The 21,361-nt window shown below is 45.1% G+C and carries 15 protein-coding genes; 7 read left to right on the forward strand and 8 right to left on the reverse strand.

Going from position 1 to position 21,361, the window contains the following annotated elements:
- The first annotated feature begins 24 nt into the window (after positions 1-24).
- The 5 genes from ACZ2XM_RS09865 to ACZ2XM_RS09885 are packed head-to-tail and all read left to right on the forward strand — an operon-like array spanning position 25 to position 6,301.
- Positions 25-1,011: a hypothetical protein gene (locus ACZ2XM_RS09865; RefSeq protein WP_490588632.1), complete on the forward strand. Its 987-nt coding sequence runs from the start codon at positions 25-27 to the stop codon at positions 1,009-1,011.
- Entirely contained in the window at positions 1,004-4,114 is a 3,111-nt protein-coding gene (locus ACZ2XM_RS09870; protein WP_490588633.1) for a coiled-coil domain-containing protein, read from the forward strand. Before ACZ2XM_RS09865 ends, ACZ2XM_RS09870 begins: the two co-directional genes overlap by 8 nt.
- Entirely contained in the window at positions 4,104-5,483 is a 1,380-nt protein-coding gene (locus tag ACZ2XM_RS09875) for a hypothetical protein (protein WP_490588634.1), read from the forward strand. The genes ACZ2XM_RS09870 and ACZ2XM_RS09875 overlap by 11 nt, the downstream gene beginning before the upstream one ends.
- Complete coding sequence (locus ACZ2XM_RS09880) at positions 5,476-6,027, forward strand: condensin complex protein MksE (protein ID WP_490588635.1); 552 nt, start codon at positions 5,476-5,478, stop codon at positions 6,025-6,027. The genes ACZ2XM_RS09875 and ACZ2XM_RS09880 overlap by 8 nt, the downstream gene beginning before the upstream one ends.
- Complete coding sequence (locus tag ACZ2XM_RS09885) at positions 5,990-6,301, forward strand: amidohydrolase family protein (RefSeq protein ID WP_490588636.1); 312 nt, start codon at positions 5,990-5,992, stop codon at positions 6,299-6,301. Before ACZ2XM_RS09880 ends, ACZ2XM_RS09885 begins: the two co-directional genes overlap by 38 nt.
- A gap of 133 nt (positions 6,302-6,434) precedes the next feature.
- Here the strand turns inward: ACZ2XM_RS09885 and ACZ2XM_RS09890 are convergent, their stop codons facing one another.
- Entirely contained in the window at positions 6,435-8,240 is a 1,806-nt protein-coding gene (locus ACZ2XM_RS09890) for an anti-phage dCTP deaminase (protein WP_490588637.1), read from the reverse strand.
- 334 nt (positions 8,241-8,574) lie between these two features.
- Here ACZ2XM_RS09890 and ACZ2XM_RS09895 point away from each other — a divergent pair, with 334 nt between their 5' ends.
- Positions 8,575-9,240 (forward strand): histidine phosphatase family protein, encoded by a 666-nt coding sequence (locus tag ACZ2XM_RS09895; RefSeq protein ID WP_490588638.1) that lies wholly within the window; start codon positions 8,575-8,577, stop codon positions 9,238-9,240.
- Positions 9,241-9,289: 49 nt separating this feature from the next.
- Here ACZ2XM_RS09895 and ACZ2XM_RS09900 read toward each other — a convergent pair whose 3' ends face one another.
- The 5 genes from ACZ2XM_RS09900 to ACZ2XM_RS09920 form a co-directional block, all read right to left on the reverse strand.
- Positions 9,290-9,982 carry a nucleotidyltransferase family protein gene (locus ACZ2XM_RS09900; RefSeq protein ID WP_490588639.1) on the reverse strand — a complete coding sequence of 231 codons (693 nt, stop codon included), beginning with the start codon at positions 9,980-9,982 and terminating at the stop codon, positions 9,290-9,292.
- A 128-nt stretch (positions 9,983-10,110) separates the two neighbouring features.
- Positions 10,111-11,493: an XdhC family protein gene (locus tag ACZ2XM_RS09905; RefSeq protein WP_490588640.1), complete on the reverse strand. Its 1,383-nt coding sequence runs from the start codon at positions 11,491-11,493 to the stop codon at positions 10,111-10,113.
- On the reverse strand, positions 11,490-13,985 hold the full coding sequence (locus tag ACZ2XM_RS09910; RefSeq protein ID WP_490588641.1) for a xanthine dehydrogenase family protein molybdopterin-binding subunit: 2,496 nt from the start codon (positions 13,983-13,985) through the stop codon (positions 11,490-11,492). Before ACZ2XM_RS09910 ends, ACZ2XM_RS09905 begins: the two co-directional genes overlap by 4 nt.
- 2 nt (positions 13,986-13,987) lie before the next feature.
- Positions 13,988-15,013 (reverse strand): FAD binding domain-containing protein, encoded by a 1,026-nt coding sequence (locus ACZ2XM_RS09915; protein ID WP_490588642.1) that lies wholly within the window; start codon positions 15,011-15,013, stop codon positions 13,988-13,990.
- On the reverse strand, positions 15,010-15,732 hold the full coding sequence (locus ACZ2XM_RS09920) for a 2Fe-2S iron-sulfur cluster-binding protein (protein WP_490588643.1): 723 nt from the start codon (positions 15,730-15,732) through the stop codon (positions 15,010-15,012). Before ACZ2XM_RS09920 ends, ACZ2XM_RS09915 begins: the two co-directional genes overlap by 4 nt.
- Before the next feature lie 678 nt (positions 15,733-16,410).
- On the opposite strand from ACZ2XM_RS09920, the gene ACZ2XM_RS09925 reads away from it, so the two are divergent.
- Positions 16,411-17,613, forward strand: coding sequence for an energy transducer TonB (locus ACZ2XM_RS09925; RefSeq protein ID WP_490588644.1), 1,203 nt, complete (start codon positions 16,411-16,413; stop codon positions 17,611-17,613).
- Positions 17,614-17,723: 110 nt separating this feature from the next.
- Here ACZ2XM_RS09925 and ACZ2XM_RS09930 read toward each other — a convergent pair whose 3' ends face one another.
- Together ACZ2XM_RS09930 and ACZ2XM_RS09935 are read right to left on the reverse strand one after the other, a co-directional pair.
- Positions 17,724-18,743, reverse strand: a complete 1,020-nt coding sequence (locus tag ACZ2XM_RS09930) for a TonB family protein (protein ID WP_490588645.1) — start codon at positions 18,741-18,743, stop codon at positions 17,724-17,726.
- A 337-nt stretch (positions 18,744-19,080) separates the two neighbouring features.
- Positions 19,081-21,309 carry a TonB-dependent siderophore receptor gene (locus ACZ2XM_RS09935; protein WP_490588646.1) on the reverse strand — a complete coding sequence of 743 codons (2,229 nt, stop codon included), beginning with the start codon at positions 21,307-21,309 and terminating at the stop codon, positions 19,081-19,083.
- Positions 21,310-21,361: the final 52 nt, after the last annotated feature.

Below are 21,361 nucleotides of genomic sequence, written 5' to 3' on the forward strand. Positions count from 1 at the left end.
AAATAGTAATAAGACGGGTTAAAAATGAGTGCCACTAGCTTAATCAAAATCTTAGATAATATTGATAACAAGATAGCGATTAATCTACCTCGTTTTATCAAGCTCATAGAAAATCTCAATTTAAATCATCGTTTTGAAGTGACGGATATTAAGGCGAGCAAAGTAAAGGGCAATAGCTATATTGTCACTTGTATAGAGCCGACCTTGCTGCAAGAGCTCAAGCGCTATACCAGCCAATCTGGTCATGACCGTATCAGTGCTGCTCGGCAAAATCTAAGCCATCAACATAAGGTGATGGGCTCATACTTGTTAGTCATTCGCGCTATAGAGAGCCAACCACTTAACGTTAGCATTTCGCAAAACTCATCATCGCAAAACACCTCATTGCAAGATGTCTCCTCCCAAATTATTTCCTCCCAAAACACCTCTCATCCTATCGTAGTACTGATTGACGATGCGGGTGATTTTTATTGTCCACCAGCGCCAATAGCAGCGAGTCAGACGGACTCTATTACCGGCGGCAGTACTTCCAAGCAAAGTGCTTTGTCAGCAGCTAACAATACTTCAACAGCCGCAGCGCCCGAAGCCTTATTGATAGAAAATCGGCAGCTGTTTTTGCACTGGCAGAGTACTATGAAGTTTCTGCATGACCAATGTGAATTTGCTAGTACAAACTATGACATCATCTATGCGGCGGGTAATGAGATTAGCAACAGTTTGCATCAGAATTTTTTATCTCAATATCGTAAGTTGTACTTTTGCTTTGATATTGATTTGGGCGGCGTAACCATCGCCAAAAACCTGATAGAGCAGTTGCCCGATATGCCCTATCAATTTTTAATGCCCGCGGATATTAACGCAAGAATAGCGCAAGTGTCGCGCCGCGCGACTACGGATACGGTGGCAAGAATAAGATCGCTTAGCGCAGGTCATAAAGGCTTAACACCGGTGTGTCAGATTATCAGTCGCCACTTTAAAACTATAGAACAGGAAAGTTTTTTGTATGAATGACATGCTTGCAGATATTGCGCTCAACTTTACCTTAAAGCGAATCGTCTTCGTCAATTCTGCCAATCATGCTTATTCGGAGATTATGCTCGATGAGCATTTGGCGCTATTTGGGGCGAATAATGCGGGTAAGACGGCCAGCCTTGCCGCTACCAAACTGATGCTCTATCCAGAAACAGACTTTACCTATTGTGAAAAAAAGTTTCAGTTTAAGGGTAAGGCAGGGACTTATTCAAAAGAAGACTCTTATGAGTTTTATTTTCCGTCAGATAAGTCATTTTTGGCGATGGAAATAGAAAACGATCTTGGCACCTCTTGTGTGGTGCTATATAAAGCGGGGAATTACCGCTATTACCGGGTATTTTTACCGCTCCCTTATGAGGCAGTTAGGCCGCTGTTTTGGAATAGTGAGACCCATAACTTCGCTGACGACATGAGTGTTAACAAACTACTGGCGTTTAATAAGCAGCATAATGGCATCCACGTGAATGATGACAAACGTCTCGTAGAGCTGATGTATCATAACTTTGCGCGCGATGACAGTCGCTATTGCATCGTACCGCTATCTGACAATAATAAAAACGCGGTCAATGCCTTTCGCAATATCTACCAGATGGCGTTTGATGCCGGAACGGGGGAGAGTGACTCGTTAGCCGATGCCATTGCTACTTTAGTTGAGATGAAGCGCAGCCGGCCGCAAGAAAAGATGAGTGCGGATCTTGCAAGCTTAGAAGAGAAGTACCATCAGTTGGTCAAAAAAGGTGAGGAGCTGCAGGTCTTAAGCAACAATAAAGAGCGCTACGAGCATATTAAGCATAAATTTGCATCGCTAAATAAGCAAAGCGAGCAGCTGGGCAAGTGCTATGCTATTTTGTCGCATCAGCTGACTGAGCAAAAAAGCAGCTATAGTAGTCAGCACCGCAAAGCTAGTGAAGCGTTCGCAGAGGCGCAGCGTGAGCATAAGCGTTTAAGCGCTCAATATGACGGGTTAAAAGCTCAGCAAAATAAACTTGAAGGTATTATCACAGGGCTGAAAGAGACCATTGATGACACCCATCAGCAAATTCTGACCGCCAAGCAGGTCATGTCAGAGCATAATTATACGGATGCAGATGAGCTGCGCCCCAACTTAGCTGAGACTTTAGCGGAGCTCAAGCAGGAGCAAAGTGCGTTAAGTGATGCAGAAAAGACCGCGCACATGCTGACTGAACTTTTTAGGGTTCATAATCAAAATAAGGCGCAGCTAGCAGCCAATCAGGCAAAATTAGACAATATTGATAGCTTATTACTTAGCCAACTGCCGGCGCAAACAGCGGATATCTTGCTAAGCATAAATCAGGATTTTGGAGATATTGCCGTTGATATTAGCGCTGAGCAACAGCGCACTTTGCAAGCTTTTGCCGATATGTTCACTATCGATAATCAGCAGCTGATATTTCTACAAGCGCTACTACCCACAACGCCGGTCAAGGCTTATAACGCTGAGCAGCAGGCGCAGCAATTGCGGCTACAAAGTGACGGACTCAAGGATAAAATAGCCAAAGCTAAGCAGCAGATTAAAGCGATCAATGTCACCATTACGGATAGCAGCGGCGAGTCACGACGTCAGCGACTTGACGTTATTAACGCTCAAATTGCGACCCTGACTGATCAGATTAATGCGCTAAAACGCTATGACATTGCTCAGGAGGATATAGACAAACATACGCTCAAGCGCGCTGAGCAAACCTCAGCGCAGCAAGATATCATAGATCAGCTGGCGGCTCTTGAAGAGCAAAAGCAGCAAGCCGGTCAACGCCTGCAGATGACGCGGGCGCAAAAAGAGCAGCTAGAGGAGCGCAGCAGTAAGTTTGAGCTTTATGAGACAAATCTTAACAGAATCGCCAAAGCCACTGGCAAGACTTATCACAGTGAGGAGGATATCGTTAAGCTAGCGGCAGAGTATGAGGCTGAAAATGCGGGCGCGAGCTTAAGGCTTGATGACGCCATCATCAATGAGCTAACCCAGCAGGCGGACAGTCTCATTATTGAGCGTACGGATATTAAGGGTCTTATAGAAAGCTTTATTAAAGAGGTGCCTAATGAGCGTATCGATGCCTTTGAGGTGATTCAAAACTTAGCGCAGATGGGCGAGATAGTGGAAGCCTACAATACCAGCTTTAGCACCCTGGACTATCAACAAAATATGCAAATTAAGCAAATCGCTGAGCACAATAATATCATCAGCAATCAACTTAAAGAAATCGCGGATGCGCATCAGCTATTGACTGACAGCATCGCCACTATTAACAAAGAAATCAACGCGCATAAAATATCGAACCTCGATCAAGTGCGCCTAAAGCTGCACCGACATGCTGACTTTAATCATGTGTATAAGCTTTACCAAAGCTATGATGTCACCCAAACCCAGCTGATGGGACGCGAGTTTTATCAATCGCTCATCAGCTACGTCGATAAGCATGCCAATAAGCGCACTGGCCTGCTGAAGATGCGCGATATCATTAGTAAAATTAGCTTTGAGTATCAAAAGCCTGATGGCACGACGACGGACAAATCGCAGTCAGGGGGCACGACCAGTACCATCACCGCTTCTATCATTGCTATCTTACTGGGGCGCATCTTTATGCCTAATAGCTCTTTTAAGATGCCCATTATTATCGATGAGATCGGTGACCTCGATGACAGTAATACTAAGACCATCATTGACTGTATTGGTCAGCATGGCTTCTCGGCATTTTGTGCCACGCCCACCCAGCGTACCTCAGTCTGTCAATCGGTCAAGCGCTGGGTGCATGTCGACTACAATGTCTTGGAGCATGCGCCACAAGTGGCTGACTGTGTGCTTAATATTATGCCTGAGGCCATTAATTACTGGGGCGTGCAGCCGGATATAGAGAGTGAAATTACTATTTCTAATGAGACCGTTGTTAATGACAATGTTGGCAATGACAATGTTGGCAATGATCCTGCTGATAATGAGACAGCTGCTAAAGATACTGATGCTAAAGAAACAGGAGCCAATGAGACCGATAAGACGACTGTAGACAATAAGGACGACGATGAGCTTGGTAATGATGGGCTTATGAGGCAAGCCGATGTTGATTAATCGTGACGTCTTAATTGGAGCGGTACTAAAATTCAAAAATGACTTTTTTAAATTTATTGACTATATCAATAGCCAAGGCGGCGCTCTAGAATTCCCCGAAGCTCATTATGTGCGCTTTTATAATCAGAAAGTCTTAAGCCAAGACGATGCATCTCTTAAGACGATACTGAGCTTGCAAAGCCTACTTGATGGCGGCATATTCTCCCACCGCGATAAACTCAAAGGCACCTTGGTGCTGTCAAAAGTCGTCTACGATTTGCTGATATTTTTAGACGTGTCCCGCAATAAAGAATTGAGCCTCGCTAAGTTTGAGTCCTTGCGATCGCAAATGCTAGATATCACCAATAACATTGGCAGTAGTGAGACCGGCTCAGAGCCTTATCAGGAGCATTTGCAGCTATTTTGGGAGCTCATAAGCCAAGTATTAACCACCATCAAAGAGAATATCAGAGTCCTACATCACAAGGTCGATGAGGTCGCCAAGCAGTATCAGCTCTTAGACAGTGGCGAGCGTAAGCAGAATGTTGATGAGCTGTATCAGTTGGCACAAAAGCTTCACGAGCGCTATGTGCAGCCTTGCTTAGAGTTTATTAATCCTGACCTGCAACTGGTCAACAGTTTAAACTTCGTGCAAGCGGTCGATCACTTGATCAATTATTGCCGTGATGATGGCAACGAGGCGCTAGCTATCTCAATCCAGTATAAGCTGACAGCGATTACCTCGTATTATAAAGATATCCGTGAACTCTCCGATCGTCTGCTGGCGTATTTATACAGTCTCTCTGAGGAGCGGCGCTACTTTATGGCGATTGAGCAGCGCTTTAATGAGCTGATGGAGACTTTTGTGGCTTTCCGTCATGGTGGTCGCAAACATTTGTACTTGACGCCAGAATTAGAAGATATCGCTATGATGCGCTGCTTCGATGGGCTAGGAGCGCATAAGCAAAGCTTCTCGGCGCGCTTTAATCGGCATCCTGATAAGAGTCTGTTACAGTTTAAAAACTACTATGAGCAAATCTGGCGCCAACCGCTTAAGCCAAAAGTAGATATCTCCCAAGCGCCTGAAGTGCCCGATAATGAGCGCAAGCAGCGTAAGAATAAAATTATGCAATTGACCACTTGCTTGCCCAATCGTGAGCATATTGAGGATATTCATGAGTTAATCGACAGCCATTTAAGAACCGCGTTGCCAGATTATTCGCTACTAGACACCTTATACGGATTGGAGTTTTATTTGCCACTGCTGGATAAAAACAGCATTACTCAGAGCCGGCAGCGAGCGCGTTTAGAAGATGAGACGTATTACTTAGAGTATCGAAAATTACAATACCAGCAGGCGGCAGCGGAAAAGGGTAAGCATCATGGTTGATATGCAAAAAAGCGTCGAGATATACAATCATTTAATGAATGGGCGCATCATTAATCGTCAGCGGCTGGGTTCGCATGGCGAGTTTGAGTCTGAGCCTCTATTCTCCGAAATGATGGATAATTTAGGCGACTACAAAAATCAATATGCGATGAGTGGCTTTAGTCTAATCGCTAATGCTGACTATGTGTATATTATTAAGGGTCAGGCGCATGACATCAGCAAAACAGACATTGCTATGAAGGCATATTGTCTGCTGTTATTAATAGGTAAATACCTGACCACGCACAACTATCGATTGGAGAAGTTAAGCACTAGCAGTGGCGGGCTGAGCCAAGCCGAATTTAATAAAATACAGAGCATGCCACAGACCAAAGAGATATTAGAGCGTGCCAATATGGGAGAGGACTTATTTAAAAGTGTGAAGTCGATTTTGATAGAGCGGCATATCATGTTTGAAAATCCCATTACAGGGCATTTCATCTTATCAGATGCTGGGCGAGCGTTTTATGATGAGCTTATGGCGGGGTTTTCTGCTGAGATTTGAGCAGAATAAGCTTGGAGCGCTTTATGAAGCGACTGTAGAAAAATATCCTGTCACGCATCAAGGGCTGTATCAAATTACTCTGGGTAACGCGCAGTCGCTATTATTGGACGAAAAACTGGGTAACTTTACGCCGGGTAAAGAAGCGGACTTCGTGATTATCGATACGGCAGCGACGCCCTTATTAGAGCGGCGCATGGCTAATACGAAGACGTTGGAGGAGCGCTTGTTTGTGCTGATGATGTTGGAGAGTATGGTATGGGTGGAGTCGGAATAAAGTTAAAGGCTTAAAATTATTAGATAAAGAGTATTAACCTTCTCCGTCTGGAGTGCAGTTGTGGTCTTATAATTAGATTACCATTTATGTTCAGAAGTATTGATTTCAAAAATCACAAAACTGCTCTAAAGTATTAAGAGTGATCGTTCCAAATTTGTATGGCATCATTTTCTATCTCTAAATAAGATTTGTTTAGTAGAGGAGTGCGGATAGATGAATCTCCTAACCTCCATTCTAGAGCATAGCCGTCTTTATCCTTTCTTTTTAATTTTGCTCCTCTACCTAAGCTCATTGAAAACAAGTCTAAGAAGCGTCTTGAACCTACACCAATAAACGGTTCGAATATAACCTTTTCAGTTGATTTTTTACTATCTAGTTTTTTTAACTCTATGGAGTCACTATGAAACTCTATTGCTTTACTTTTAGGATATGGTTCTACATAAACAACCCTTTTAATACCACTAGCAATAATATGTTTTGCACAGTTATGACAAGGGAAAGTAGTGCAATACAGCGTTGAATCTAGAGTAGATATACCTTCTCTACCACAAGACAAAATTGCTTCCATTTCAGCATGAACGACTCGACCGAATTCAGTAAGATCGCCTATTTTACTAGACTTTAAAATATTTTTGAGGGCTTTCTCTTGATCACCACTTAACTGAAGAATATCTCCATCAATAATATTTTCTAAAATTTCATCAACTATCTCGCTTTGCATTCTTTTATTAGAGTCTTCGCCAAGTTTACAATCTTTACCATTATCATCATCAATAATTTCACCTGAGCTTATATCTTCCTTTGCCCAATATAAACCACCCCCTGATCTCGGCACATCATTAGCTCCTGTTGCTAGTATTTGTTTATTCCTACTTAAGACTGCACCCACTTGCCGTGATAAGTCGCCAGAACGAACAGAGCTATTAAATGCCATGAACATAGCAAATTCATCAAAAGTTGGGTGCTTGTGTGGATGGGAAAAAATTAATTCTAAGAATCTTTGGATAGTATTTTTGACTTGATCATCATTTTTACCGAGATTTAAAAAGAAGTCTGCTAGATGAAAAGTATCTCTAGTTTTTTGCCCATGTTTTATACTCTCGTTTTCGTCCGTCTTAATTAGCTCTAATGCTAGGATACTATCACACAACATATCCTTAGTGAGGTAATTGAGACGCCTGTCTTCATCAGCATGAATACCAAATAAATAAAAACCATCTCCGTAAACTTTACGCAGCATTTCGACTTCATCTGGGTGTTTTAAAGAATCTATAATATAAGCACGTCTTTGTTCGTTATTATCGCGAATTTCAGTAATTTCTTTAATAGCACCTGCTGCCAAAATTGCATTGTTTTGGCTCTCTTTTCTACGTTTGTCACCCAACTGCATATATCTTTTTATTCTTTCTTCTTCACTGTCAAAAGAGTCCTGACAATCTAGTAGGGCCGAGACTTTAATGACCTGAACAGAGTAACCAAAACCTCTTAATCTATCCTTTAAAGGATTTATTACTCTTTTAGACTCAGTGCCGACAGCACTTACAATACCGATGATGAGCTCACTATCATCAATGCCACCGTTGGGCATAAGATAGTTATTAGGTTTTTTAGTCTTATTAGGTAGTTGGTGTGGCTTAGAACATTTAATAGAAGCATTATCACTTTCATGAGAGTCTTTATTTAATAGTGAAGTGGATTTAGAGTTATTCAGCTGTATTTCTGAAGCTGATCTCTTTATATTTCCATTCGAATCTCTCCATTCATTCGGAATAAAGCTAACTTCGAGATCGGTTCTTAAATCTTCCATACTTAGATTAATAAGGTCATGAGCTTTGAAAGAATAATCAGCATCTAAAGCATTCTCACTATCGTGTTTAATATACCCCCATTTTTTATCTTGAGAAATTACTTTTACTACACTAATAATTCGTCCAGTCATTTTATTATCCTTATTAAAAATTACTAATTAGAGACTACTACTGCATAATAACTTGTGTCAATAGGATTAAGTTATTTCCCTTAACTTAGTTTAATTAGTAAGTTCTCAACGAGCCACCACCAAATTCCTAACCGGAGTGGTATAACAAAAGAGAAGCGTGTTCGATGTAATATATCTATCGCAGGACAATTCTCTCAAGCGTCATTACAACATGGCTTTTACAGCATATTCAGCCGTAAAGTTTTCCAAGGAGAGGTTACTCTTACCCACACGTTTACGGTATGCTAACCCGTGATGTATTTCGCTAAATCCATAAAATAAAAAAAGGGTCACCATGAAGCAAATATACCTCGTTAGACATGGTCAGAGCACTTCTAATGCCGGTGGCAAGGCGCAACCTAATGCTCAGATAGAGCTCACCGAACTGGGCCAACAGCAAGTGGCGGAAGTAGCCGAGTGGTTGGAAGAAACATTGGGCGATAGCGTCGATGAGGTGCACTTCTCCAGATTTATCCGGACGCAACAGACGGCTCAGCCTTATATCGATAAGGTGGGTCTTGAGCCTAAAGTCATTGAAGGGCTGCAGGAATTTGATTATCTAAGCTTTAAAAAGACCAATGGGACGACTTTCGCCACACGTTTGCAGATGGCGGATGAGTACTGGCTAAGACAAGATCCGCGTCAGGCCGATGGTGAAGATGCTGAGAGCTATCATGACTTTTGTGAGCGCGTGGCGGGCGTGCTTGAGCACTTTAAGACGCTGCCGGATGGTAATCATGTGGTCTTCACCCATGGCTTGTGGATGAGTATGCTGATTTGGCAGCTGCTAGGTCAGCCGTGTGAAGATAATGGTCACCTGCAGAAGTTTCGCCAGTTTGAGCTTTCGATTCGTCCGCGTAACTGTGAGGTGTTTTTATTGACGCTATGTGAGGGACATCCGCCAGCTATTACTAAGGTGCGAACTTGCGCGCCTACGTCTTCGGATGTGCATGCGACTTAGGATTTAGGTTAAAACCTCGTCATATTAATACTATAATTTAACCCGATAGTCAGTCTAACCAACCTTGCTGGCGCGCCGCTTTATATTGCTCAGGGGTATCGATATCATGGGCAAGTTCGGGAAAATCGATGGTCGAATAAGACGATTCTGGTAAGGCTCGGATTAATTTGCGTAGGCCTTTATCACCCGTTAATTGCGGTTGCCAAGCTAACAATTGAGACCAACGAATAACTAATGGCAGACCAATAATATCATCGTATTGACTGGCGGTGACTAGCGTATTATCGCAAGCTTGGTATTGGGTTAATAAGTGTTGTAGATGTGCACTCGTCAACCGAATTTGATCCACTCCCATGATAAAGACTGCGGGGTCTGGCGACAAAGCTGCAGAAGTGTTTGTCAGCTTATCTTTCATAGCGTCAATAGCTAGGCTAAGGCTTAAAGCCATGCCGGTCTCTGGAGTAGGGTTTGGGACTAAATCAATGGCTAAACCGTCTACAGATTGACCAATATCAGGATAGGTTTGTGGAACGACAACACTGACATTTGCAGGAGTAGTCGCTAGGGCGAGCTGTGCCATATGGCGCAGTAATGGCTGACCTTGAATCTTAAGCAGTTGTTTGGGTTGACCGAGACGGCGACTTTGCCCTGCTGCTAAGATGATAACGTAATGTTGTGTGTGCATGGGGTCAGAATGATTTGGATGAGGAATTGATTGGTAGGGCTGAGTAAGCGTAGTCATGGATTTGAGTCTCAGCGGCAAGTCGTTATTAACTAATGGGTTTTATTCTACTGACAAATCCCACCCCAACCCTCCCTTTACTAAAGGGAGGGAGTTATTCTTTTAAATGAGTTATTAAAGCCAATAACTTAAGCCGTTACCGATAAAATATCAGTTATTGCGGCCGTGTCTTTCAGTGGCGTTTGCTGATACATCACCGCACTGATTTGCGCAATGATGCCTAAGGCTAACGCTTCAGGACCATCACCGCCCAGTTTATAGCCAATGGGATAATGCAATTGCTCGATACCGGCTTGCAGAATTTTAGGATCATCTAGCATCTGCGCAATTTCTGTCAGTAAGCGCTCGGTACGATAATTTGGACCTAATTGCCCCAGATAGCGCCAAGCTATTTTAGGCTGCGTTAACAGCTCTTTTAGGCGGGCACGGTCTTGAGTTAAGCTATGCGACATCAAAGCTACGGCAGTATTTTGACTAAGTTCATTTAGGGTTTGCGTATCTTCTAACGGTACGACTTGCACCAAATCTGCCGTCATAAACCGTGCCCGCGTCGCATAATGCGCGCGACTATCAATCACGCTGACGCGCCAATCGAGCATCTTGGCCAGTTGCACTAACGGCATAGCATCATTACCCGCACCGCAAATGAGTAGATGAATGGGGGGCAAAAGATATTGCACTAACCACTCATAACAGTAGTGATCATCCTCAAAATAGACATGCTGCCAACGGCCTTTAGCGCCAGACTGTTGGCTTAACGTCGTCACTGCTGCTTGTAATTGCTCACCAATAGGCGCCGCTAAATCAGATAAAGCGTTACCATTATCAAGGTTTATATTTGTGTTTGCTTCTGCAACAGGGATTATAAATCGAGTACCACAGGCGAGGTAAGACTTAGCCAATAAATTACAGTTACGAGATTCTAGCGGCGTGGCTTTAAGTAAAGTAGCTACTCCTAACCCTTGCTGCGATTGCCGCACTTGAGCAATGGTATCGAGTAAGGGTAGAGCATCACTTAAACGCTCAAATAGCACATGCACACTACCATGACAGCCGAGCCCAAAGTTCATACTATCTGCGTCAAACTCATCCTCTAGTTCTGCATAATCCTCGAAGCCCGTTTTATTTATAGAGCTATAAGAATGTGTGGATGCCTCTATATCACTATCATTAACACTTATATCACTAGCGCTAGGCGCATCTAAAAAAAGCGCTTGCAAAGGGTCTGGATTATTTTGCTGACTAATCTTTCTATCATCAGCGCTGCCTGTTTGATAGACCTGCACGCAAGCGCCATCACGAGTCAGCCAAAAAGCGCGTTGAATCAAATGGCGTTCAAGGCAACCGCCACTGACCATACCGACGGAACGACCATCGGCACAGATCAGCATCATCGCCCCAGGTCGTCGATAAGCCGAACCCTCAGTTTTTACCACCGTCGCTAGCACAGCATCGATATTTTGCGACTGAGCTTGCTGAGCTAGGGCTAGGATATCACTGACTTGGTTCATGCCAAATTTGCCCCAGTATTACCAGGCGTACCCGTTGAGCCCACAACTACCGGCTCAATATCAGTCAACTCTGGCAATTGCTCGATGAGTTTATCCAACTTGATAGGGAAGTCGTAAATACGCACGCCGGTCGCGTTATAGACCGCATTGGCAATCGCCGCTGCCGCGCCAGAGATAGCTGTCTCACCAATACCTTTGATATGAATTGGGTTAGTATATTTATCATCTTCATCTAACAACACCACGTCTAATTGCGGCACGTCAGCATTCACAGGTAAATGATATTCGGCTAAGTCATGATTGCATAAACGACCCGTACGTTTATCATGGACAATCTCTTCGGTCAGCGCTGAACCAATACCGAACACCATACCGCCATAACACTGCGAAGTCGCGGTTTTATGATTCAGGATACGCCCTGCGGTAAACACACCCGTCATACGGCGCACGCGAATCTCACCGGTATAAGCATGCACACCGACTTCTACAAAGTTTGCGCCATAGCAAGCTTGACGGTAATCTTTTTGCGTCTTGCCCGGTTTGATTTCACCCAAGGCTTTTAGCTGATCGTCCTGACAGTGAGCTAGGACGCGGTGTAAGGGGCGCTGTTCACCTTTGTCAAACTTAGCCATATCACGATGCTGGATATTCAATCCCGCTTTCTTCGCGACTTTTTCAACCATGTCATTAGCAGCAGATTTTACTTTTTCTTCCACCGTATGCTTAAAGCCTTCAAAGGCACTCATGGCTTCGGTATGGCTGTCTTTTTGCAGTACGATGCCGTTGTCGAGCTGTACAGTATCCGCAGTTAAGCCAACTTGCTCAGCAATCAGTTCGCGCAACTTTTCACAAGCTAAATAGACACTACTGCCTGAGCTGGCCGCACCGAAACTACCACCAGACCCCGCGGCAGCAGGCAAGTCCGTATCGCCTAGATTAACTTGGATATGATCGACAGGTAGGCCTAACATATCGGCAGCAATCTGCGCCAAAACAGTATAAGAGCCGGTACCAATATCGGTCATATCCGTTTCAATCAGAGCCTCGACACCTAATAATTTGGCGTCATTCAATTTTAAGGTAACACGAGCTTGAGAGGGCTGTAAGTTGTTGACCCGGCAAGCAACCGCCATACCCATACCGACCAACCATTCGCCATCACGGACACTGGCAGGACGCGGACGTCGTTTATTCCATCCAAACTCCTCAGCGCCTTTTTTCATACAAGCAACCAGTTGGCGAGTAGAGAAAGGAATCTTTTTGCTGGGGTCTTGCTCAGGCTCATTTAAGATACGCAGCTCGATAGGGTCAATACCGACCTTTTCGGCTAACTCATCCATAGCGCATTCTATGGCAATTTGACCAACGGCTTCACCAGGGGCGCGCATAGAACCGGCTAAGACTTGGTTCATCCGCACCATCTTATATTTAATCTGACGGTTTTCTCCGGCATATAAAAACGGCGTAGACTCGGCAGTAGGCTCAAAAAAGGCTTCTTTAGGTAAATTGGTAATGACACTATCGTGAATAATAGTATGGATTTTACCGTTTTTATCTGCCCCTAAACCAATGCGTTGCAAGGTATTAGAGCGGCGTACCGTAGTTTCCATCACTTGTGGTCGCGACATAACTACTTTGACAGGTGCGCCTAGTTTTTTAGAGGCAACCGCAGCAGCGACTGACTCAGGAGAGATGCCTAGCTTACTGCCGAAACCACCACCGACAAATTTAGAAATCAGTCTTACTTTATCGGGTTTCAACCCTAGAGCGTCCGCCATTTGCTGTTTGCCAGAAGCGAGCATTTGATGCGCAGTATAGATGGTGAGCACATCGTCTTTCCAAGTCGCTAACGAGGCATGCGGCTCAATAGGGGAGTTGCTTTGGCTGGGCGTATGATAGGTTTTATCCACGCTTACGGCGGCATCGGCTAAGGTGTTTTCAGGGTCGCCTTGTTTGGCAATAGGCACGCCATCCATTATCACAGCATTGTCTTGTTCGACCACAAAATCAAAAGCGCCATGGTCACTTTCGTCTTTATAGCGTACTTGGACCGCTTTAGCCGCTTCGGTCGCCGCTTCAAAAGTTTTAGCTACGGCTAGAGCAATAGGCTGACCTAGATAAGTGATTTTATCCGTCCCTTGAGCGGGTGCGGTCTTGCCCCCACCTTGCTGTGGATTGCGAATAAAAGTAGCAAAATCAATCACGATATCGACGACATCTTTCGACTTTAACGCCGCTTTAGTATCAATATCGATGACCTTACCCTTACCAATCGTCGAGCAGATCAAGACGCCATAGAGCTGTCCTTCTAATTGATATTCAGCACTAAAAGTCGCTTGCCCACTGACTTTAAGGTCGCCATGGAGACGACTGATCGGTTGGCCAACCAATTTACTGGCGGTATGGTCTAATAAAGTCGGGGTCGCCTTGTCCATCTTCAATTTATTATGCGGCTCAAGGGTTAAATCAGTAAAAGCAGATAGGGTAGACATGATTATTTATCCTTTGCAGCAAAAGAAGGGGACTGCGGGTCTTGCGCCGCTTTGATAGCACGCTGAATCACTTGAGTGACTAGACGCCGAGTTAGCGTAAGTTTAAAAGCATTTTTTGGGTGCGGATTGGCTTTGATTAACAGTTTGTCTACGGCTTGTTGAATAGCCGCCATCTCACCATGACTGCTCATGAGTAAGGCCTCAACTGCTGTATCGCGCCATGGTCTCGCACCAATACCGCCAAAAGCTAGACGCACGGTATTTAATTTTCCACTGGCATCGACATCGATAATCGCAGCACAAGACACTAGGGCAAACGCATAAGAGGCGCGGTCGCGGACTTTATCGTAAGTCTGCATGCCGGCTAGTGGGGGCGGTAAAATCACATGAGTGATGATTTCACCTTCTTCAAGGTTGGTCTCAATATGCGGGGTCGCGCGTGGTAAGCAATAGAGCTCATCTAAGGTTAAACGGCGCGATTCACCTGTCGGCAATAAGGTCTCAACTTCCGCATCAAGTAAGCGCATCGCTACAGCCATGTCTGAGGGATGCTGCGCGATGCAGGCTTCACTAGTACCCAAAATAGCCAACTCACGATGCTCACCACCAATCGCCGGACACCCTGACCCTGGTTCACGTTTATTACACGGGCTATCAGGCTGATAAAAATAATAACAACGGGTACGCTGTAGGAAATTACCACCAGTAGAGGCTTTATTACGCAGCTGTCCTGAAGCGCCGGCTAAGATAGCGCGGGCGAGTACAGGGTAGTGCTGACGAATCTCAGGATGAGCAGCTAAATCACTATTGCTGACCATAGCGCCAATACGCAAACCACCTTCAGCGGTCGGCTCAATATCGACTAAGTCTAGACGGCTGATATCCACCAAACTAAGGGGCGTTTCTATTTCAAACTTCATCAAATCTAACAGGTTGGTACCGCCCGCAATAAACTTAGTGTTATCCGCTTGGCCCAAACTAGCCGCTTGCGCAGGGGTTGCTGCACGTTCATAAGCAAATGGTTTCATTGGGCATCTCCTACTGAGCTAGGGGCAGTATTGGTAGAATTATTATTAGAATTGCTATTAGAGTTTTGAGCAGCAGGATGATGGATATTGCTCGGCGGTGGTGACCAAATTTGTGGCGTCGACTTATCAATTTGCGCCGTGGTATTAGCTGCAGCGCCCGTCTTAGCGGCTATTTTAGCATCGCCTTGACTCGCTAGTGTATTGCTAAGACCACGACTGTCCATGACTTGTTGAATGGCTTTGATGATATTCGGGTAGGCGGAACAGCGACAAATATTGCCACTCATGCGTTCAGCAATCTCTTGCACGTCAACCAGTTCAGGGTCGGTCAGATTGGTACTAACATGGCTCGGCCAACGCTGCTCAATTTCGTCAAACAGGGCGGTGGCTGAGCAGATTTGACCTGGGGTGCAATAGCCACATTGAAAGGCGTCATTGTCCACAAAGGCTTGTTGAATATCAGATAATGACGACGGCTCACCGATACCTTCGATAGTAGTAATCTCATCGCCTTCGTGCATAATCGCTAGCGATAGGCAGGAATTAATACGGCGACCATTCACAATCATAGTGCAGGCACCGCACTGGCCGTGGTCACAGCCTTTTTTAGATCCGGTTAGGTTAAGGTGATGACGGCAAACGTCTAACAGACTGGTGCGCGCGTCAAGGTCGGTCAGCGTATAGGACTGCTGATTAATAGATAAAGTAATATTTGGCATGCTGGCGGCTCGCTGGCAAGTGGAAAGAATAGGGGCTAACCATAAAAGAAAAATAAAGGTTTAACTAAAATAAGGTTATGTTTTTAATAAGGTTGGTTTTTGTTAGGCAGTAAGAGTGATGTTTAGTTTGATTCTCAACAAGACTTTTAATCCTTTAAAAGCCGTCAATAATCCGAAAAAGACTTTTCTAAAATAGAAAATACTACTAAAAATCCTAAAATTATTAACAAGTGATTTTTTCAGTATAGAGATACAGTCTGTGTAAAACGATAAGCAAATCACAGTAAAAACGTAACAAACGTTAAGCCATTCTCATTAACAGACTGCCAGCTAATCGCTTAACTGTATTTTAAAAACAGTTTAAAATTCTAGAGCTTAAGCCATCATGCGTAATGTTTAAATATTTCATTTTTGCGAGAATAGTAATTAATAGAGCGGATGCTAAAAGGATAGCGGTGTACCAAGAAAGTAGCAGGAAGAATGAGCAGACTAGAGAGTTCCAAAGGTAGCAGCAGATAAAATAGCGGTGAGTCAGTTAACGCTAAAGTCAGTAGCATGAGCTCAATTAAAGGCGGATAGTCAGGCATCTGCCCCCTATTTGACCCCTAATTATGCTATCTTAACGGTCAATATTTTGGCGCAATTAAGCTGAAATTACCCACTAATATTTTGGTTGTTATGCCCTCTAGTGCTTCTAAAAAACGCCCACTAAACCGTGTTTTGTGGCTGGTGGTTATTGCGGTTTTCATCCTACATGGTCTTGCCACGTGGGCTTTGTTGCATCTGCAGATGCCAGACCCCAAGCCTATTGTGCTTAAACCTACGGCCCCTATTGAGATTGAGTTGATAACGCTACCGTCATCATTAATAGCTAGCAATGAGACGGCTAGGACTGAATCAGGGGCAACAGCAGACGCGCAGCCAGCCACTAGCAGCTCAATGTCCGCCGCTAATAACCTTAGTCAAAATCATAGCAGTCAGAATAATAGCAAATCGCCGCAACCACGGCCATCTTCTGCGCAATCAACACGCTCGTCTGTACCATCGGTTACTACGGCGACTAAGCCTTCCTCTAGTCGTTCGCAAACTGAGGCTACTAGCAGTCAAAAGACTAACGCCTCAAATAAAGCAACGGCAACTCCAGCAACGTCCTCCAAGCCGACGGTTACGACCCAACGGGCAACGAACCGCACGACTAAGCCCTCAGCAACTGCCAATACTAAGTCCAGCACCAATACTAAGCCAACCTCCTCATCCCAAGCCACAAGCCAGGCGGCCAATAGCGCCAGTCAGTCCACTGCTGCGGCTACCGCAAAAGTAGAAACCCAAACGAAAATAGTCGCCAAGCCTACGACGAGTAAGCAAGCAACCGACAGTTCGGTTAGTAATAAATCCCCTAGTGGTAAAGCGGCGACTGCTCAAGCAGCTGTGGCGCAAGACGGTCTGGGGCAGCAAGGTGGGCAAACGGCTGCCAACACTGCACAGACGACAGGGCTGAGTGATACCAATAAAGGTAACGGAGCAGGGGCAGACAATAATAGTGCTAAGTCAGATGCAGCAGCCATAAGTGCGGTCGTTACCGGTCCCTTTGTCTTTGCAGAATCTGAGGCGCAGTGGCGCAAAGAGCCCAATTTAAACTCGTTTAAACAAAATTTATTTCGTGAGCACGATGAGCCAACTATTCGCGTTCGCGTCAGTATTGAAGTCAATGAAAAGGGACGACCCACCAAAGTACAGGTAGAATCGGGTCCGCTCAAAGCTAGACTTGCCAACCAACTAAAACGCGACTTACTTAGCGGCGAGTTCGTCCCATTTACTCGGGGTGGTAGAGCGGTTGCCGGCACCGTCAAGTTGCCGCTGCGGTTCGTGCGTGCAGGTTAAAACGCCTGCTAAAAAAACTTGCTCAAAAAAGCCTGCCCTTAATGAAAGGCAGGCTGTAGTTAGAACATAGGCGGTTTTATTGTACGCTAGTGCTCTTTGTGTCGCTTAAGCTAACGACCAGGAATGATGTACTCTACGGGTAAGGTTATGGTGCCAATGACGGGGCTGCCATTTTGAGTAAAGGGATTGAGTTTACTGGCCTTCACTGCTCTGATTACCCCACCATCAATAGCGGCATTGCCCGAAGAGTTGTTTTTAGCCACATTGGTCACATTGCCTTGTTTGTCCACCGTCAAGGTCACCACCACCGTCAACACATCTCCCGGCTTGCCGCCATGTTTTAACCGCTCTAAAGAACGGAAGTTAGGAGCACGTCGCCAACTGGCTTGGCCTGCAGAGAATTTGACTGGGGTATTGCTAGCGGCTTCTTTTTGTTTATCGAGCTCAGCTTGGCGCTGTTTATCTAAATCCGCCTGCCGCTGTCTGTCTAAATCTGCCTGCCGTTGTTTATCGAGCTCTGCTTGACGCTGCTTCTCCAAATCCGCCTGCCGTTGTTTGTCTATATTGGCCTGTCTTTGTTTGTCTAATTCAGCTTTACGTTGTTGGTCGAGCTCAGCTTGACGCTGTTTATTCAGTTCAATCTGGCGCTGTTTTTCTAACTCTACTTGCCGTTGTTGTTCTAAAGCAAAGCTATTATCGGTGACCGTACTAGTGTCTTGAACGACTTTGGGTTTTGGTTTCGGTTTAGGGGTAGGCTTTGGCTCTACTACCGGCTTTGGTTTCGGTTTTGGCGCAGGTTTGGGCTCTACTACTGGCTTTGGTTTTGGCTCAGGTTTGGGTTCTACTACTGGCTTTGGTTTGGGAGCTACCACCGGTTTGGGTTCGGGCATGCTTTTGATCGGAGTCGGCTCGACCTTTTCAATCTCCACGACTTCCGGCGGCTTTTCTTCCATTGGCGTCACTAATTGAATTTCGATGGGCTTTATATCATCGATTTTAGGGACTGGGAAATCAGGGCTGGCCACATTGGCTAACCCCCAAGTTGCCAAGCCATGCAAGGCTAATACACCCAGTACAGCTGCTATATTGGTTAGAGAAAATTTAGAACGAGGCAGGTCATTTACAGGCATGATGAGTACTTATAACGGCAGCAGTTAAAAAAGGAGTCAATAGACCAAGGGGATAGTCGTAATAAGCGGATAGCATAATTTATATGAATGTAAAAGTAAATGATAACTATTATTATTAATGTGATTCGGCACAGCGATAATGCTAAGAGAATAGGCTAAATAGGGGAATGTGCAGGCTTTACTCTGCACGCTTTGCAACGTTTATAGTCTGCATAGGAGCAATAGCTGGCTTTAATTAAACCAGCTATTGACTAAGATAAATAAAGCTTAGAGACAGACACAGCTATGGCTATGAGCATAGGTATTCATAACCCTAGACATCGCTAAAGGCTGACCCTTAAAAATTAGCTTTTACACTTACACTCATTTGCCGCTCTGGGCTCATCCAGCAATTGTTGGTGTCGTAGCAACTGCCCACATAGGTTTTATCAAACAGATTGCTCACGCTAGCACCGACCGATAGTAGCGGGTTGATTTGGTAATCTGCGCCGATATCGACCAAGGTGGCACTGGGCAGCTCATCCGAATTTTGCTTATCGATTTGCATACCCCCTTCATAACGTACCCCAGCATTTAACGTTATTTTATCGGTAGGATAGAAGTCGGCCCACAGCGTTGCCTTATGCTTAGCCGTCTGAGCAGGAGTGTTGCCAATCACATCAGGGTTAAATTGGTCTTGGGTAATTTCGGCATCGGTATAGCTGTAGCCCGCCGCCACATCCATCCAATCATTGAGCTTATGGTTTGCAGAGACTTCTAACCCTTTAGAGGTGATTTCACCCGTCTGCGTCTGATCTCTATAGCTGACTTCATCGGCGACGACAACGTTTTGTTTGCTGATATCAAACAAAGAGAAGGTGGCTTTAGTAGCCCGGTCAGGGGAGAGGTATTTGACCCCAACCTCATATTGGTCGGCAGTGGTAGGTTTAAATGCCTCGCCCGTAATAAAGTTACTGCCCACTTCAGGTTGGAAAGACTGCGAGTAGCTGGCATAAGGCGAGAAACCATTACTTAGGTCATAAATTGCGGCCAATCGACCACTGGTCTTTGAAGCAGTATTATCAATAATTTTATCGCTATACACCGCACCTTGAGAGGCTTTGGTCTGCTTGGTTTTACTATCAAAATTATCGTGGCGTAGACCCGCTACTACCGTTAAATCCTGCCACTGCATCTCATCTTGCACATAGAAACCCAGCTGGCTTTGTTCAATATCCTCATCCTGACGGTAGTTGTCTAAAGGCAAGGTAGCGCCATTAATTTGACTAAAATCTGGATTGGCGAGATCTAAGTTTGGGGTGCCGTCCGCCGTCGCATCAAAATAAGTTGCGCTACTGTCTGTGGTCTGATATTCCACGCCAAATAATAAGTTATGGTCAGTATTTTCCGTAGCAAATTTATACGCCAACTGGTTATCAGTAATCCAGTTTTGCATTTTTTCGTCCGTCGTATAAGCCACCCGGTTTAATAGTCTATCACTGCCTGCGACCAAGCCACTATTGTACATATTGCGTTGATTGGCTTCGGCATCAGTGTAGCGCAGCGCATGCTTAAAGCTTAGGGCGTCATTGATATTCCAATTGACGGTCAAACTTGGCATAAACACTTCTTTATTAAAGTGATTCCATTTATCACCGGCATAAACGTCACTGCCTAATTTGCCATAACTGGCGTTATAAACCGTGCCTGCAGCAGGTAGTGGGGTAGAGGGCACCATCTCTGGGTCGTCCTGATAATAGATATTGGCCAGCACCGAGACATCGGCATTAGGATGCCATTCTAAAGAAGGGTTGATGAGCAAGCGCTCCTCTTCTGTGGTCTGCATCTGGCCGTCTTTTTGGCGTTTAAGCGCTACAAAACGATAGTTTAAATCTTCTGTTAATGGACCTGTGGAATCCACCCCCACTTCTTTTAAATTTTGATTACCGACGCGCAGTTGCACCTCATGGGCAGGGGTGCTTTGCGGGCTCTTGGAGATTTGATTCACCAGACCGCCCGGTGCGGCATAGCCATACAGCGAGGAGGCTGGGCCCTTGACCACTTCGACCGCTTCGGTGGCATAAATGTCGACTTGTGGCATTAAGTTCCAGGCGCCATCATAAGGTAGGCGCAGGCCATCATAAAAGTTAGAGTAGGTCTTAAACCCGCGAATATTATATTCATCAAAGATAGACACTGTGCCGCGACTCTCGGCACTGACACTCGGCTCATAGCGTAAGGCGGCATTGACGCTGCCGGCTTGGCGCTTTTGCAGTAAATCTTGCTCAATACGCGTGTAGCTCATAGGCGCATCATCAGGGTCGAGTGCGGTCTTAGTACCGGTACTGCGGTAGCTGTCCGCATAGATTTTAATGGTGTCTAAGGTCGCCGAAGGGGTGGTGGTCTGCAGTTGCGCCGAGTCAGTCAGGGTATCTGCGGCATAAGCGCTAGGGATGATAGTGCCCACACTCATCAATAGCCCCCATTGAATGGCTACAGTCAGGGGTTTGCGTTGGCGGCGTCCTGAAGTTTTAGAGGAAGGTTGGGCAGTACGGGAGGCATTAACAGACGGAGCGACAAACGACATGAGCAATCCTTAGGAAATATAGGTCTATCAAGAAAGTGATTTTCAAGGAATA

It is taken from the genome of Psychrobacter sp. CoH-33_TS_01 (assembly GCF_058189395.1).